A 14,882-nucleotide genomic window follows, 5' to 3' on the forward strand; every position below is an offset into this window, starting at 1 on the left:
GCCGGAACTGTTTGTATTTTAGCAAATTATTAGTCACCTCTTTTGCATCGTGACGTGGAGTTTTTTGAGGAACCACGCGTACTGCGTGTTTTCGTAGAATCTCGTCCGACCACCCGTCCCCTCGGGCCGCGCGACATGATCAGCCTGCACCCTTTCCTCCACCGGACGGTGGAGGCATGGAGCGCAGTCGCGCCATCGGACACGATACTCCGATCTGACGGCAGGATCGGAGATGCATTGGCATGAGGGCGGCAGATGTTTGTCGCCTTTCATCGGGTTTCGGGCCCGACCGTCATGACGACCGGTCCGCCCCCTGCTCTGGATCACCCCAAAATGCTTTCCACCATGTCGCTGAAAACGTCTTTGACCTCCGCCTTCGCGCTTCTTCTTGTGTTGTTGCTTCTGCAAGGCGGCTTCGCGCTGTCTTCGATGCGCGGCATCTTCACCAATGTCGATGGGCTGGCCAATGACGCGGTTCCCGCCGTCGACATCACCAATCGCCTCAACATCTCGATCGCCAATCTGCGCGGTCTCCAGACCCGCCACATCCTGACCGTCGAACCCGCAGCCCTCGAAGAGGCCGATGCGGTTCTCGCCAAGGAGGTGAAGAAGCTGCAGGACCGGATGGCGACCTACGAGCCGATGATCTCGCTTGACGAGGAGCGGACCGCCTTCGATGGCTTCAAGCGCGCCGCCGCTGATTATCTGGTGCTGCACGAGCGACTGGTCGCCCTGTCACGCGCTGGAAAGAAACAGGAGGCCGCAGCGCTCCTGTCCGGCGAGATGGTCAGGAGCTATGAGGAAATGGACGGTTTTGCCGATAGTTTCCGCGACGCCAACGTGAAGGCGGCAGAGATGATGTATGCGGAGAGCGCATCGGAATTCACGCTTTCCCTGATCAAGAACATCGTGCTCGTCACCATCGGCGCGCTTGCCGGAATTGCGGCGATGGTTTTCGTCTCGCGCGATGTCTCGCGCCCCATCGAGCGGATCACCGATATCATGCGCAGGCTGGCGAAAGGTGATCTGACGGTCAAGGTTCCCTATCTTGGCCGCAGCAACGAGATTGGCGACATGGCAAAGGCCGTCGCGGTCTTTCAGGAGAACGGTCTGCGCGTCGAAAAGCTGAACGCCGAAGAACAGCATTTCGGCCAGAAATGCGACGAGTTGCGCGACGCCATCGGCCAGGTGGTGGCGGCCGCCGTGGAAGGCGACTTCAGCCAGCGCATGACACGCGACTTCGAATTCGCCGACCTGAATGCCTTCGCCGCCTCGATGAACGAACTGGTCGAGACAATCGATTCCGGCCTGAGGGAAACCCGGCGCGTGATGCAGGCGCTGGCGGATGGCGACCTGACCGACAGCATGCGCGGCCAGTTCACCGGTGCCTTCGCGGAACTGCAGAACAATGTCAACGCAACGATGAACACGTTGCGCTCGATCGTCACCGAGGTCCGCCAGTCGATCGACCAGATCAATGGCGGGTCCGGCGAACTCCGCTTCGCCTCCGACGATCTCGCCAAACGCACCGAGCAGCAGGCCGCGGCGCTGGAGGAAACCTCGTCGGCTCTCGAGGAAATCACGACTGCAGTGCGCCAATCGACCGATCGCGCGACGGCTGCGACGCTCAAGGTGGATGAGGCACGGCAAAGCACGGAAATCTCGAGCGTCGTGGTGGGCGATGCGATCGCCGCCATGCAGCGCATCGAACAGGCATCCGGCCAGATCAGCCAGATCATCAACGTGATCGACGAGATTGCCTTCCAGACGAACCTGCTCGCGCTGAATGCCGGCGTCGAGGCGGCCCGCGCCGGGGAAGCCGGCAAGGGTTTTGCCGTTGTTGCCCAGGAAGTCCGGGAACTTGCCCAGCGTTCCGCAGGGGCCGCGAAGGACATCAAGGCCCTCATCACCAAATCCGGCGAGGAGGTGGATGCCGGCGTGAAGCTGGTGACGGCCACCGGCGAGGCACTGGCCGGCATTCGCGGGCATGTCGAAGGCATCAACCGCGAGGTCCATGAAATTGCATCCACCTCGAAGGAACAGTCGACCCGCCTGCAGGAGGTCAATGCAACGGTCGGCCAGATGGACCAGGTGACCCAGCGCAACGCCGCCATGGTGGAGGAGACCACCGCCAGCACCAACCGTCTGGCAGAAGACGCCCACAACCTCGCCCGGCTGATCTCCCGCTTCAAGCTGGACCCGGCCGGCATCCGTCGCGAGGCACCGCCGATCCAGGCGGCAAACAGCCGCGTCACGCACCGACCGGCCCTGAAAGTTGCCGGTGGCGGCTCCCGCGACAGTTGGCAGGAGTTTTAGAAAACGTCCATTCCAGGAAAGAGCGGCGGATCGCAATCGTGATCCGCCGCTTTCCGTTTGACGGGTTGTCATATCGGGTTCCCGTGCCTAGCTTGCCCCCGCATGGAAACGGAGGCAGGCATGGATCTCTTTCTCGAAACGGACACGGATCCGGCAACACTTGCCTTCGTGGCAGCCCGCAACACCATCTCGCGCGCGGAGTTCGAGTCGGCGGAATTCGTGGCCGACCGCGATGCGATCCGCGCCATGCTGGAGCGTGAGGATCGCCTGATCGTACCCTCGCGGCGGGGCAACTGGCTGTTCGACTTCCACCGCACGCGCGACAATCCGCTCGGCCTCTGGCGACGCCTGCCGGCCGATCAGGCGGCCACCCCGGACGCCGCCTGGGAAACCGTCTTTGATGTAGACGCGTTTTGCGCCGCCGAAGGCAAACGCTGGATCTTCAACGGCGCAAAAACCTGCCCCTGGGAACCGACGCGGGTGCTTCTGATGCTGTCCGATGGCGGCTCGGACCTCGTCCGGCTGCTGGAATTCGACGCCGAGGTGAAACAGGTCGTTCCCGGCGGCTTCGACACGCCGGCGGTGCGGGCCCATGCGAGCTGGCTCAGCCGCGACGAAATCTGCTATTTCGGCTCGATCGACGCAGCCTCCGCCACGCAGTCCGGCTGGCCAAGGGTCGGACGGCGTCTTCGACGGGGCGAGCGACCCGAAGAGGCCGAGATCCTCTATGAGGCAGAGGCCACCGACGTGACGGGTTTATTGGTGACGGAGGATGTCGGCCTTCTGGAAGGTGGGCCGTCGCGGCCCGTGCACGTCTTTGTCACTGTGCCCGCCATCGGCAAGACGGTGCTCAGCCTCGACGAGGGCAGTGGCAGGCTTCGCCGCCTGGACCTGCCGGCCGATATCGGTTTCGACATCGGGTCCGGGCATGTTCTCTGGCACGCGAAGTCGGACGCTGTCGTGCCGACGGGAAGCCTTGTTCTGCAACGCTTCGCGCCGTTTGACGCCGAGCCGCTCGACAGCGAGAGGCGCATTCTCGTCTCGCCCGCGCCCGGCCGCTCGATCCGCCAGTTCGCGCTTCTCAGGGAATGGGCCGTCTACACGGTGGAGGACAGGCTGCAGCCGAGCCTCTATGCGCTCGACCTGACCAAGGCCGGTGCGGAGCCGGTCTCGATTACCCTTCCAGAGGGGATCGAATCGCTCTCCTTCACGCCGCTCTACTCCGATCTCATGCTGGGAGACGACACGCTGAGCGTCATCGGCCAGGGTTTTCTCAAGCCACCGACCCGCTACGAATTGCGGCTACAGGATCGCAACCTCTCACCCGCGCTCATCCCGCTGCAGTCCTCGCCCGCGTTTTTTGATGCCGAGGGCATGCAGAGCATGCTTTTGGAGGCAATATCGGAAGACGGCACTCTCGTTCCCTATCGGCTTGTCCTGCCGAAAACCTGGGTGAAGGGCGAATTGCCGGTTCTGCTCTACGGTTATGGCGGTTTCTCCGTTGCGCTCGGTCCCGCCTATTCCGGCCCGACCGGACGTTTCCTGGAACAGGGTGGCGCTTATGTGCAGGCCTATATCCGCGGCGGATCCGAACTCGGGCCGGACTGGCACACGGTGGCCAAACGCCATGGCCGCCACCGCGCCTTCCAGGATTTCGTGGCGATCGCGCGCGACCTCGTCAAGCGCGGCTTCACAAAGCCGGAGCGTATCGCCTGTACCGGCGGCAGCAATGGCGGCCTTCTGACCGGCGTCATGCTGACGCGTTATCCGCAGGATTTCGGCGCCGTCTGGTGTCGGGTGCCGGTGCTCGACATGACACGTTTCCACCTGTTTCCGGCCGGCAAGGCGTGGATGGACGAATATGGCGATCCGGACGATGCCGAGGACCGCGCCTATCTTCTCGGGTATTCGCCGCTGCATGCCGTCAAGCCTGCCGCTGATTGCGCCTATCCTGCACTCTACATCGAAAGCTCGTCGAATGACGACCGTGTGCATCCCTCGCATGCACGCCGCTTTACCAAGGCGCTGGAAGATGCGGGACACGCTCCCTTCTTCCACGAATTCGGCTCGGGAGGACACGGTGGCGCAGGAAACTCTGCGGAAATCGCCGAACGGGCAGCAATGGGTTACAGCTTCCTGCGCAAGAATATTATGCGGCCATAATATAAACGACGCGTGCCAAGTGGAACCACGCTTAAACCGGGCGTTAACCGTGATCGGCAAGAGTAAATCAACCATCCTTCGTTGATTCTCTTTTGCCCGAGTCCCCGCCCCATGTCGTTTCGCGTCGCCTGCGTCGCTGCCGCCCTCGCCTGCCTGCTCGCCTCCTGTGCTGGCCGTCCCATCGCGGAAGGCGGCACACTCATGTCCGCCTTTGCCGCCGCACCGGCCGCAAAGCCGCATACACCACTTGACGCCGATGATCCGGTGGCGCTGACACCCGCCGCCTGGGGCCGGCTGCGCAATCCCGCCGGACTTGCCGGTCGCACGATCGAGGTCGCCTCGATCTCGGATATCAAGCTGCGCGACAAGGAAGTGGTGCTGACCTTCGACGATGGTCCGATGCCCAAAAAGACGGAACGCATCCTGGCAACGCTGGACGAATTCGGCGTCAAGGCGACCTTCCTGATGGTCGGCCAGATGGCAAAGGCCTATCCCAAAATTGCGCAGGATGTCGCGGCACGCGGCCACACGATCGGCAGCCATACCTACCGCCACCCGAACCTGCGCGCGCTCTCCTTCGAAGCCGCCATCGAAGATATCGAAAAAGGACGGTTGGCGGTCGCTTCCGCCACCCATCAGGACGTCGGTTTCTTCCGGTTCCCCTATCTGGCCGACACCGGCAAGCTGCGGCATTGGGTGGCGCAGGACGGCATGGTGGTCCTCGACGTTCAGATCGATTCGAAGGACTATTTCACCGCCTCGCCGGCCGCCGTCGCCACCCGCACGATGACGGCGCTTCGCGCCCATCGCAAGGGCATCATCCTGCTGCACGACATCCACAACCGGACCGCCGCCATGCTGCCGGCACTGCTCACCCAGTTGAAGGCCGAGGGTTACAAGGTGGTCAACCTGCGCCACAGGCGGGAAAGCCTGATGGTGGCCTCGCTCATCGATTGAGCGGCACAAACGAAAACGGCCTTCCGCGAGGAAGGCCGTTTTGTGACGCTTGGAGACGCTAAAACCTATTTGAAGCCGCCATGGAAGGCCGTTGCCGTCACCGGATGGCGCGGGCTCGGCACTTCACGGGCCTGCAGCGCCTCCGGCAGGTCGGCAAGGTTTCCCTGCTTGCCGATCGCAACGGCGGCATGCAGCACGTGGTTTTCCGGCAGGGCAATGGCAGCAGCCATCGCGGCCTTGTCGAAGCCGGCCATGGCATGGGCTGCCCAGCCGGCCATATGCGCCTGCAGCGCCAGATAGGCCCAGGCGGCACCTGCATCAAAGGCATGGCTGCCGTTGTCGTTTGCTTCCGTCTTGCCGGGTGCGATGAACTTGGTCTCGGAGGCGACGATCACCAGGGCGGATGCCTTCTGTGCCCAGGTCTGGTTGAAGGGCATCAGCGCACCGAGGATGCCGTCCCAGGCTTCATCGCCACGCAGCGCGTAAACGAAGCGCCAGGGCTGTGCGTTGAAGGCGGACGGTGCCCAACGTGCGGCTTCCAACAGAGACTGCAGTTCCTGTTCGGTGATCGTCGCATCACTGAAGGCGCGCGGCGACCAGCGGCCGAGAAAGGCTTCGTTGACAGGATGGTCTGCCACGCGGGTGTGGACCGGGGTATTGGCGTTCATGATCACTGGACTCCATTGAGCAACTGCGCTCAAGAGCTAGCAAGCCGTGCTGCGCTGCACAAGCTACCGTCCCGTGTAGGACGTCTGCACCCTGGATGCCGGACGGATTTTCACGCCTTCTTGATCCAGCGACCTTCGGGGGACTGCTGCCAGTAGGTCAGCTGATGCCCTTCCCCCTTCAGCCGTTTCCACTGTGCCCGTGCGCCGTCCAGTTGTGCGGCGTCGAACCCGTCGAACATAAAGACGACCCGGTCGTAAGCGGCAAGGTCCGGCGGTTCGGCGCCGTCCACGATAAAACGGACAGTGGCGCCGTTGTGGTTTTCGCCGGAGATCGTCAGGAGGACGGGCTGTTCCTCGGCGAAATCCGAGGTTTCGATGCCGTGCGGAAGAAAGCTTTCCTCACGAAAGGTCCAGAGGTGCTGATCCAGAAAGTCACGGCGCTCCTCGCCTACGGTCTGGAGCGCCACGCGCCATCCCCGCTCGACGCTCTTTTCGAGGAGCGCCGGCAGCGCATCCTCGAGCTTCGATTCCGTCAGATGGTAGAACAGCACCTCGGTCATCGGAGAATCAGGCTTCGTAGCGGTTGCGGACGAGCTGATCGAGCAGACGCACGCCATAACCGGAAGCCCAGCTCTGGCTGATCTCGGTGGTGGGCGAGTTCATCGCGGTGCCTGCGACATCGAGATGCGCCCAGGCCGTGTCTCCGACGAAGCGCTTGAGGAACTGCGCGGCGGTGATGGCACCGCCATTGCGCCCGCCGCTGTTCTTCATATCGGCAAACTTCGAATCGATGATCTTGTCGTATTCCTTGCCGAGCGGCATGCGCCACAGCTTCTCGCCGGTTTCGAGCCCCGCCTTCAGCAGGTCGTCCGCCAGGGGATCATCATTGCAGAAGAGGCCGGCATGGTGCGTGCCGAGCGCGACCATGATCGCGCCGGTGAGCGTTGCGAGATTGATCATGATCTGCGGCTTGAATCGCTCCTTGCAGTACCAAAGCGCATCGGCCAGCACGAGGCGGCCTTCGGCATCCGTATTGATGATCTCGATCGTCTGGCCGGACATCGAGGTGACGATGTCGCCGGGGCGCTGGGCATTGCCGTCCGGCATGTTTTCCACAAGGCCGAGAATGCCGACAGCATTCACCTTCGCCTTGCGCGCGGCAAGGGTGTGCATGAGGCCGATCACGGCTGCGGCTCCGCCCATGTCGCCCTTCATGTCTTCCATATTGGCCGCCGGTTTGATGGAGATACCGCCGGTATCAAAAACGACGCCCTTGCCGACGAAGGAGAGCGGCGTCTCGTCCGCCTTGCCGCCCTTCCACTGGATGACGGCGAGACGCGGCGGCCGTGCCGACCCCTGCGCCACGCCGAGAAGCGCGTTCATGCCAAGATCGCGCATTTCGGTTTCGGTGAGGATTTCCACTTCGGCGCCAAGCGCCTCCAGTTCCTTGGCGCGCGCTGCGAACTCGACCGGGCCAAGCACGTTCGGCGGCAGGTTGACGAGTTCACGGGCCAGGTTGACGCCACCGGCCACCGCCTGTGCCGTCGCAAACGCCGCGTTCGCCTCGGCATGGGACGCGGTGACGATGGTGACACCGACGCTCTCGGTGGGCTTTTCCTCGTCATCCTTCTTTTTTGTCTTGAAGCTGTCGAAAGTGTAGGCCTGCAGGATCATGCCGAGCGCGAAATCGGCAGCCTTTTCGGCGCTGACATCGACGCCTTCGGCATCCAGGAATACGGTGACGGTGCGGGCGCGCTTGACCATGCTCGCTGCCTTGCCGCCGGCCCGCAACCAGTCATAGGCCGTCAATTTTCCAGGCTTGCCGAGGCCAAGCACCACGAGGCGGTCAAACGGCGACCGCTCCGGCGCAACGATATCAAGCACCGTCATCTGCTTGTCGGAAAAGCCGGCTATCTCGGCTGCGCGTGCCACAACGCCGGCCGGGTCGGCGACAGACAGACCTGCTGCGGAACCCGCACCCTTTGCCTTCAAAAGGATAGCGAGATTGCCCTTTTCGGGGGCGGATGGGGCAAAGCTGATATCGAACTTCGTGGACATTTCGTCTCCGGATGCACAAAGAAAAGACGGTTGAAGGTCGAACAGATCTGGGACGCTTTACCGTCCGTGACAAGACCGCGGTCTGTTCTGCGTTTCACACAGGGCGCCATCTTGCCATGCAGGCACCAACACCGCTAACTTACCGCTGCTGACCTACGAGGCATATCCGTTTTGGCCGAGATCTTCCAGTCGTACCGTCCCATTTCACCCCGACGTCTGCGGACGCTGTTCAGCAAGCCGCAGGCATGGCTCGTGACGCTGACGGCGGCGTGGTGGCTGCTGCTGGCGCTCTTCTATTTCAACCCGCAACTCGACGTCTTTGTGGCCCGCGCCTTCTTCCAGCAGGTTGCTTGTGCCGACGGTTCTCCCGCCTCCAAGATCTGCGGACTGTTTCCTTATGCGGGCGACAGCGAGCTCGTGCTCTTGCGCAAGTTTCTCTTCTATCTGCCTGGCATCGTTGCGATTTGCATTCTCGCACGACTGATTCAGAACCTTCAGCACCACGGCGCGACCTATGACGCGGCAAGGACTCGTCGCTATGCGATCGCACTCACCGCGTTTGCGCTGGGCCCTTACGTTCTCGTCAACCTGATCCTGAAGACGATCTCCGGCCGCCCGCGTCCTTACGAAACGGATCTGTTCGGCGGCCTGCAGTCGTTCACGGCGGCCGGCACGCTGGACGGCAGCTGCCTGAAGAACTGTTCGTTCATCTCCGGCGAAGCGGCCGGCGCAGGCTGGATCGCCTGCCTCATCGTGCTTCTGCCGCCGCGTCTTAGGCTGGTGGTCGCGCCGCCGATCATCGCGATCTGTCTGGTCTCACCGATCCTGCGGGTCGCCTTCGGTGGACATTACATCTCCGACGTTCTGTTGGGCTTCCTGTCATCCTGCGTTGTCTATGCGGCAGTCGCCACCTATTTCCAAATGACACAGTCCGTGAAAAAACGTGTGTCGAATACGGCTTTGTGACTTCTCCGAGGTCGCCTTCGCCTCACAAATTGCATAGAAGCCGGTTACGGCCGCATTCCCCATGAGACGGTCGAACGGACCAGGATGAAGATACTCGAAATCTACATATTGCGGCGCGCCTTCCAGATGTTCCTGGTCACACTGCTTCCGGTGCTGACCATCATCTGGACGATTCAGGTGCTCGGCCGTATCAACCTGGTAACCGATACCGGACAGTCGATCGGCTCGTTCGCGACGCTGGCGACCTTTATCCTGCCAACGATCATACCGGTGGTTCTGCCGTTTGCGGTGGTGATCGGCGTGACGCAGACGTTGAACGCGATGAACAACGACAGCGAACTTGCGGTCATCGATGCGGCAGGCGCCTCACGCCTCACCATCTACCGACCGATGATGATTCTCGCGATCGCGATGGCGGCGTTTTCGTTCCTGGTGACGAACTTCGTCGAGCCGGTCTCGCGCGTCAAAGCCCGCGAAATGGTTGCCGAAGCCTATGCCGATCTCTTGTCCTCCGTGATCGAAGAAAAGACGTTCCGCAGCATTGAGGATGGACTGTATGTGCAGATCTCGGAGCGGCATTCGGGGCGCGTCCTCACCGGCATCTTCATGGTCGATTACCGCGACCCGAACTGGGACCTGATCTATTACGCCCGCGAAGGCTCGATTGCCGAGGACGGCAAGACGCTGACGATGCGCGACGGCGAAGTGCACCGCAAGGCGAAGGATGGGCGCATTTCGATCGTCAAATTTCTGTCCTATGCGTTCGACCTGTCGTCAATGGCCGAATCGACGGGCGAGGCACCGGTCTATGCCAGCGATCGCAACCTTGATTTTCTGGTGAACCCTGACCCGACCGACAAGACATTCCTGGCTTCCCCCGGGAGCTTCCGGTCCGAGCTGCACCGTCGGCTGTCCGACTGGATGTTGCCTGTGGTCTTCACGCTGATCTCTCTGGTGGTCATCGGCGGCGCGCGTTCCAGCCGGCGGGCAAGGCTTCATCCGATGGTCGCCGCCCTCAGCATCTCGTTCGGGCTGAAGTGGCTGACCTTCTACGTCACCAATCTCAGCAAGAATAATGCAGCGGTCGTTCCGCTGGTCTATGGTGTGCCGATCGCATTTGCAGCGCTGGCAATCCTGATGCTGGCCACCAATCGTCAGCTGTCGCTGCCCGGATTCGTTTCCGCTTTCATGGCCCGCTGTTGGGACGGCGTGCACCGCAGGCTGATCCGCGCCCGTGGCGCGGAAGGCAGTGGAGGGGCGGCATGATTCCGAAGACGCTCAGCCGCTATTTCTTCAGACGTTACCTGATCACCGCCGTCTGGTTCCTGATCGGTGTATCGGGCATCATTTTCCTCGCTGACTTCAGCGAAACGAGCCGGCGCATGTCGGGTTTCGTCGGCTACACGGTGACGGGCGGGCTGCTGATGAGCCTGCTGCGCCTTCCGCAGATCCTGCAACAGACCATCCCGACCCTGACGCTCTTCATCGGCATGACGACGCTGATCGCACTGAACCGCCGGTCGGAACTGGTGGTGGCGCGTGCAGCTGGTCTTTCCGTCTGGCAATTCATCACGCCATTTGTGTTCGGCGCCTTTCTCATCGGTGTCTTTTCGACCTTCGTGATCAATCCGGTGGGCGCTTGGGGACAGAGCCAGGCGACCAACATGGAGACGACGTGGCGCAAGGCCAGCAACGCCGCCAAACCGTCGAATTTCCTGCCGTGGATCCGTCAGATCAGCGGTGACAACGACACCGTCATCGGCGCCAAGAGTTATGAAAACGGCGGGACCGAACTCTTTGACGTCGCGCTGTTCCACTTCGACGCGAATGGCCGCATCTTTTTGAGACAGGATGCAGCTTCCGCGACCTTGGAAGATGGTTACTGGCAGCTTAACAATGTTCTCGAAACGCGCACCGACGCCCCCCCTGCCCGAAAGGCCTCGGCACAGGTGCGCACCAACTTGAAACGCGAGTTTCTGCAGGAGTCGATCACAAAGCCGGAAAGTGTTGCTTTCTTTGACATTTTAAGAAAAGTTGAGGCCGCGCGTTCGTTTGGCATCTCCACCAAGGCGCTCGAGACCCAGTTTCATTCGCTTCTGTCCTTGCCGCTGCTTCTGGTGGCCATGACACTCATCGCCGCAACAGTTTCCCTCAGATTCAGTCGGATGGCCCAATCCCGGTCCGTGATTCTGGGTGGAATCGTCAGCGGCTTCGTGCTTTATGTCGTTACGGTGCTCGTCAGAGCATTCGGGAGCAGCGGGGTGGTCCCACCCATGGTGGCAGTCTGGATACCAGTCACGGTCGCCATGGCACTCGGGGCAACTATTCTGCTTCATCAGGAGGATGGCTAGTGGCGGTAAGTGACCGCGGGAATATCAGACGGCTTTTTGCAGCCCTGCTGACCAGCACGGCTGTGTGTGTTGTTGCCGTCAACCCGTCAACGGTTCTGGCGCAGGATTCGTCCCTGGCGCCGGAAGTCGCGGATGGAGCAAAGATGCTCCTGCGTGCGAATGAACTGGTTTACAATCAGGACAGCGAGCGCGTCACCGCGATCGGCGGCGTCCAGATGTATTACAATCGTCACCGTATGGTGGCGCAGCGTGTCGAATACGACCAGAAAACCGGACGCGTGATGGCGACCGGCAATATCGAACTCGTCGAACCGGACGGCAATCGCATCTATGCCGATTCGCTGGACGTGACGGACGATTTTGCCCAGGGTTTCGTCAATTCGCTGCGTGTCGAGACGACGGACAATACGCGTCTTGCCGCCGAAAGTGCCGAGCAGGTCTCCAAAGACGAGATGGTGCTGAACAACGGCGTCTACACCGCCTGTCTGCCTTGCGCCCAGCGGCCCGACAAGGCACCGCTCTGGCAGGTCAAGGCTCAGCGGGTCATTCGCGACGGCAAGAATCACACGATCCGGCTGGAGCATGCCCGTTTCGAACTGTTCGGCCTTCCGATCGGCTATCTCCCCTTCGTGACGGTTCCGGACGAAACGGTCGAGCGCAAATCCGGCTTCTTGTTTCCGCGCATGACGCTGACCGACAAGCTCGGTTTCGGCATGACGGTTCCGTATTACCATGTCTTCTCGCCGAGTATGGATGCCACGATCAGCCCGACCTATTACACGCGTCAGGGCCTGTTGCTGGCGGGCGAGATCCGCAACCGGTTCGAATCGGGCGAACACTCGCTTCATTTTGCCGGTATCAGCCAGAAGGATCGTGACGCCTTCGACAGCGGCACGAGCGACCAGCGGGCGACACAGCGCGGCATGATCGCGTCCAAGGGCAAGTTCGAGATCAATCCGCGTTGGACCTTTGGCTGGAACGTCATGGTCCAGTCGGACAACAACTTTTCCAAGACCTACAAGCTCGCCGGCTACAGCAACACGCCCTTCACCAATGACGTCTACCTGACGGGTATCGGCAACCGCAATTATTTCGACCTGCACAGCTACTATTTCAACGTGCAGGACACGGATTATTCGCGCACGGCGGAAAAGCAGCAGGCGATCGTCTATCCCTCGCTCGACTACACCTATTATTCGCCGGAACCGGTGGCGGGCGGCGAGTTGAAGATCACCACCAACTTCACCAATCTGTCCCGGCGTGAAGACGACTTCTACACATGGGGCAGCTCCACGCGCTTCCGCGGTCTCGAAGGCAGTTATAGCCGCTTCACGACGGAAGCGGAGTGGGAACGCACCTTCACGACCGATCAGGGTCTTCTGCTGACCCCGCTTCTGGCGGCACGCGGCGATGCTCTGCGCAGCACGGGCTCCTCCGCTCCGAGCTATAACGGTGTGAGCTACACCGGTGACTTCGAGGGCTCCGGCGGCGACACCCGATATATGCTGACCGCCGGCCTGGAAGCCCGTTATCCGATCCTGATGACGACGGCGAACAGCAGCCATGTGCTGGAACCCATCGCGCAGATCTATGCCCGGCCCGACGAGCAGATGGCCGGCGGTTTCCCGAACGAGGACGCGCAGAGTTTCGTCTTCGACGCCACCTCGCTGTTTGAACGAGACAAGTTCTCCGGCTACGACCGCATCGAAGGCGGTACGCGCGCCAATGTCGGCCTGCGTTACACCGGTTCGTTCGGCAACAATATCGGTGTTCGCGGCATCTTCGGCCAATCCTACCAGATTGCCGGCCAGAACTCCTTCGCTCAGACGGATCTGGTCAATGTCGGTGCCAATTCCGGCCTGGAAACGGATGTTTCGGACTTCGTGACACTTGCCGCGCTCGATCTTCCCAATGGCTTCAGCCTGCAGGGTCAGGGTCGTTTCGATGAAAAGACCTTTGATCTGCGTCGCGCCGATGCATCGATCAGCTACAATCTTGCCCGCGTGAGCGGCTCGCTGATCTATACGAACATCCAGCCGCAGCCTGAGTACGGCATTTCGGAAAAGGGTGAATTCCTGAAGTCCGCCTCCTCGGTGAAGATCAATGAAAACTGGTCCTTGAGTGGTACGGCGACGTGGGACATCAACAAGGAGCAGGTCATCCGGCGTGGCGTCGGCTTTACCTACGCCGATGAGTGCACCATCTTTACCGTTGCCTACTCGGATAAGCCGGCCAACACCGACCCGAACGACTGGACGGTCACGGCACGCCTCAGCTTCCGGACACTCGGCGAGATCGCGCTCGGATCAGAGGATCTGGATAGCGACGACTGATAGGCGAGAAAGCTCTAAAGGTCATTGTTTCGCCGCATGGACTATGCAAAGGAGCAAACGGGACAGTGAAAGCGCTCCCGTTTGCTGAAGAAGTGGAAGGAACGAAAGATGTTTGCACGCGCAACATGTCGTCGCATGGCTATCGCCGCAACGGCAATCGCGATCTCCTTCGTGGTTGAACCACTTCAGCCGCCGGCATTTGCCGCAAGCGAAGTGGTGGCGGTGGTCAACAAGACCCCGATCACCAGTTCGGACGTCGCCAAGCGCGTTGCCTTCCTGAAACTGCAGCGCCGCACCGGCAACCTGCAGAAACTGGCGCGAGAAGAACTGATCGATGAAGCATTGAAGCGCGAGGAGATCGCGCGCGTGCGCATGTCGGTCAGCACCGATGATGTTGATCGTTCGTTCGAGCGTTTTGCGGCCAGCAACAAATTGTCGGTCGCACAGATGTCATCGATCCTCAATCAGGCCGGCGTTGGCGTCGATCACTTCAAGGCTTTCATTGCCGTACAGATGAGCTGGCCCCGGCTGATCAACGCCCGTTACGGCAGCGGAAAGATGTCATCCGAGGAACTCGTCAAGCGGATGATGGAGAACAAGGAAAAGCCGGTCACGACCGAGTATTTCCTGCAGCAGATCATCTTCGTCGTGCCGGAATCACGGCGGAATGCCATTCTCGCCAAGCGCAAGGCCGAGGCGGAGAAATCCCGCTCGCGTTTCCCAGGCTGCGATCAGTCGAAGGAATTCGCCAAAACCATGCTCGACGTCTCCGTGCGCAATCTCGGCCGCGTGATGCAGCCCGAGCTTCCGGAAGACTGGAAGCCGCTGATCGAAAAGGCCTCCGCCAACGGTACGACGGGCACGCGCGTCACCGAACGCGGCGTCGAGTTTCTCGCCATCTGCAACCAGCGCCAGGTATCGGACGATACGGCAGCTGAAGTGGTGTTCCGTGCCGAAGATCTTGGCAAGGCCAAGAAGGAAGGCGAGAACCCGAACGAGGCCAAGTATCTGGAGGAACTGCGCAAGAAGGCGCAGATCGTATATCCTTGAACAGCATAACACGACTGGAT

At 61.1% G+C, this 14,882-nt stretch carries 11 protein-coding genes; 8 read left to right on the plus strand and 3 right to left on the minus strand.

Annotated elements, in window-relative coordinates:
• Positions 1-333: 333 nt before the first annotated feature.
• The 3 genes from OU993_RS00735 (at position 334) to OU993_RS00745 (ending at position 5,436) form a co-directional block, all read left to right on the plus strand.
• Positions 334-2,316 (plus strand): HAMP domain-containing methyl-accepting chemotaxis protein, encoded by a 1,983-nt coding sequence (locus OU993_RS00735; protein ID WP_268154046.1) that lies wholly within the window; start codon positions 334-336, stop codon positions 2,314-2,316.
• A gap of 120 nt (positions 2,317-2,436) precedes the next feature.
• Positions 2,437-4,479, plus strand: coding sequence for a prolyl oligopeptidase family serine peptidase (locus tag OU993_RS00740; RefSeq protein WP_268154048.1), 2,043 nt, complete (start codon positions 2,437-2,439; stop codon positions 4,477-4,479).
• Between the two features lie 111 nt (positions 4,480-4,590).
• Positions 4,591-5,436, plus strand: coding sequence for a polysaccharide deacetylase family protein (locus OU993_RS00745; protein WP_268154050.1), 846 nt, complete (start codon positions 4,591-4,593; stop codon positions 5,434-5,436).
• Positions 5,437-5,501: 65 nt separating this feature from the next.
• On the opposite strand, the gene OU993_RS00750 is transcribed toward OU993_RS00745, so the two are convergent.
• The 3 genes from OU993_RS00750 to OU993_RS00760 form a co-directional block, all read right to left on the minus strand.
• Positions 5,502-6,104: a nitroreductase family protein gene (locus OU993_RS00750; protein ID WP_268154052.1), complete on the minus strand. Its 603-nt coding sequence runs from the start codon at positions 6,102-6,104 to the stop codon at positions 5,502-5,504.
• 110 nt (positions 6,105-6,214) lie between these two features.
• Positions 6,215-6,664 carry a DNA polymerase III subunit chi gene (locus OU993_RS00755; RefSeq protein WP_268154054.1) on the minus strand — a complete coding sequence of 150 codons (450 nt, stop codon included), beginning with the start codon at positions 6,662-6,664 and terminating at the stop codon, positions 6,215-6,217.
• A gap of 7 nt (positions 6,665-6,671) precedes the next feature.
• Positions 6,672-8,162 carry a leucyl aminopeptidase gene (locus OU993_RS00760; protein WP_268154056.1) on the minus strand — a complete coding sequence of 497 codons (1,491 nt, stop codon included), beginning with the start codon at positions 8,160-8,162 and terminating at the stop codon, positions 6,672-6,674.
• A 171-nt stretch (positions 8,163-8,333) separates the two neighbouring features.
• On the opposite strand from OU993_RS00760, the gene OU993_RS00765 reads away from it, so the two are divergent.
• From OU993_RS00765 to OU993_RS00785, 5 genes are all read left to right on the plus strand, one after another.
• Complete coding sequence (locus OU993_RS00765; RefSeq protein WP_268154058.1) at positions 8,334-9,128, plus strand: phosphatase PAP2 family protein; 795 nt, start codon at positions 8,334-8,336, stop codon at positions 9,126-9,128.
• An 84-nt stretch (positions 9,129-9,212) separates the two neighbouring features.
• Positions 9,213-10,394: an LPS export ABC transporter permease LptF gene (lptF, locus tag OU993_RS00770; protein WP_268154060.1), complete on the plus strand. Its 1,182-nt coding sequence runs from the start codon at positions 9,213-9,215 to the stop codon at positions 10,392-10,394.
• A complete protein-coding gene (lptG, locus tag OU993_RS00775) occupies positions 10,391-11,479 on the plus strand; it encodes an LPS export ABC transporter permease LptG (RefSeq protein WP_268154062.1) in 1,089 nt (362 codons plus the stop codon). The genes lptF and lptG overlap by 4 nt, the downstream gene beginning before the upstream one ends.
• The gene (locus OU993_RS00780; protein ID WP_268154065.1) at positions 11,479-13,812 is read left to right on the plus strand and encodes an LPS-assembly protein LptD; all 2,334 of its coding nucleotides are present in this window, start codon (positions 11,479-11,481) and stop codon (positions 13,810-13,812) included. The genes lptG and OU993_RS00780 overlap by 1 nt, the downstream gene beginning before the upstream one ends.
• Before the next feature lie 135 nt (positions 13,813-13,947).
• Complete coding sequence (locus OU993_RS00785) at positions 13,948-14,862, plus strand: SurA N-terminal domain-containing protein (protein WP_268157436.1); 915 nt, start codon at positions 13,948-13,950, stop codon at positions 14,860-14,862.
• Positions 14,863-14,882: the final 20 nt, after the last annotated feature.

This window comes from Rhizobium sp. SL86 (assembly GCF_026672545.1).
Classification (GTDB): domain Bacteria; phylum Pseudomonadota; class Alphaproteobacteria; order Rhizobiales; family Rhizobiaceae; genus Neorhizobium.

Bases quoted from the DNA above. Each gene is read 5' to 3' on its own strand.
- OU993_RS00785 (WP_268157436.1), top strand. From the start codon at position 13,948: ATGGCTATCGCCGCAACGGCAATCGCGATCTCCTTCGTGGTTGAACCA.
- lptF (WP_268154060.1), top strand. From the start codon at position 9,213: ATGAAGATACTCGAAATCTACATATTGCGGCGCGCCTTCCAGATGTTC.
- OU993_RS00740 (WP_268154048.1), top strand. From the start codon at position 2,437: ATGGATCTCTTTCTCGAAACGGACACGGATCCGGCAACACTTGCCTTC.
- lptG (WP_268154062.1), top strand. From the start codon at position 10,391: ATGATTCCGAAGACGCTCAGCCGCTATTTCTTCAGACGTTACCTGATC.
- OU993_RS00745 (WP_268154050.1), top strand. From the start codon at position 4,591: ATGTCGTTTCGCGTCGCCTGCGTCGCTGCCGCCCTCGCCTGCCTGCTC.
- OU993_RS00760 (WP_268154056.1), bottom strand. From the start codon at position 8,162: ATGTCCACGAAGTTCGATATCAGCTTTGCCCCATCCGCCCCCGAAAAG.
- OU993_RS00755 (WP_268154054.1), bottom strand. From the start codon at position 6,664: ATGACCGAGGTGCTGTTCTACCATCTGACGGAATCGAAGCTCGAGGAT.
- OU993_RS00735 (WP_268154046.1), top strand. From the start codon at position 334: ATGCTTTCCACCATGTCGCTGAAAACGTCTTTGACCTCCGCCTTCGCG.
- OU993_RS00750 (WP_268154052.1), bottom strand. From the start codon at position 6,104: ATGAACGCCAATACCCCGGTCCACACCCGCGTGGCAGACCATCCTGTC.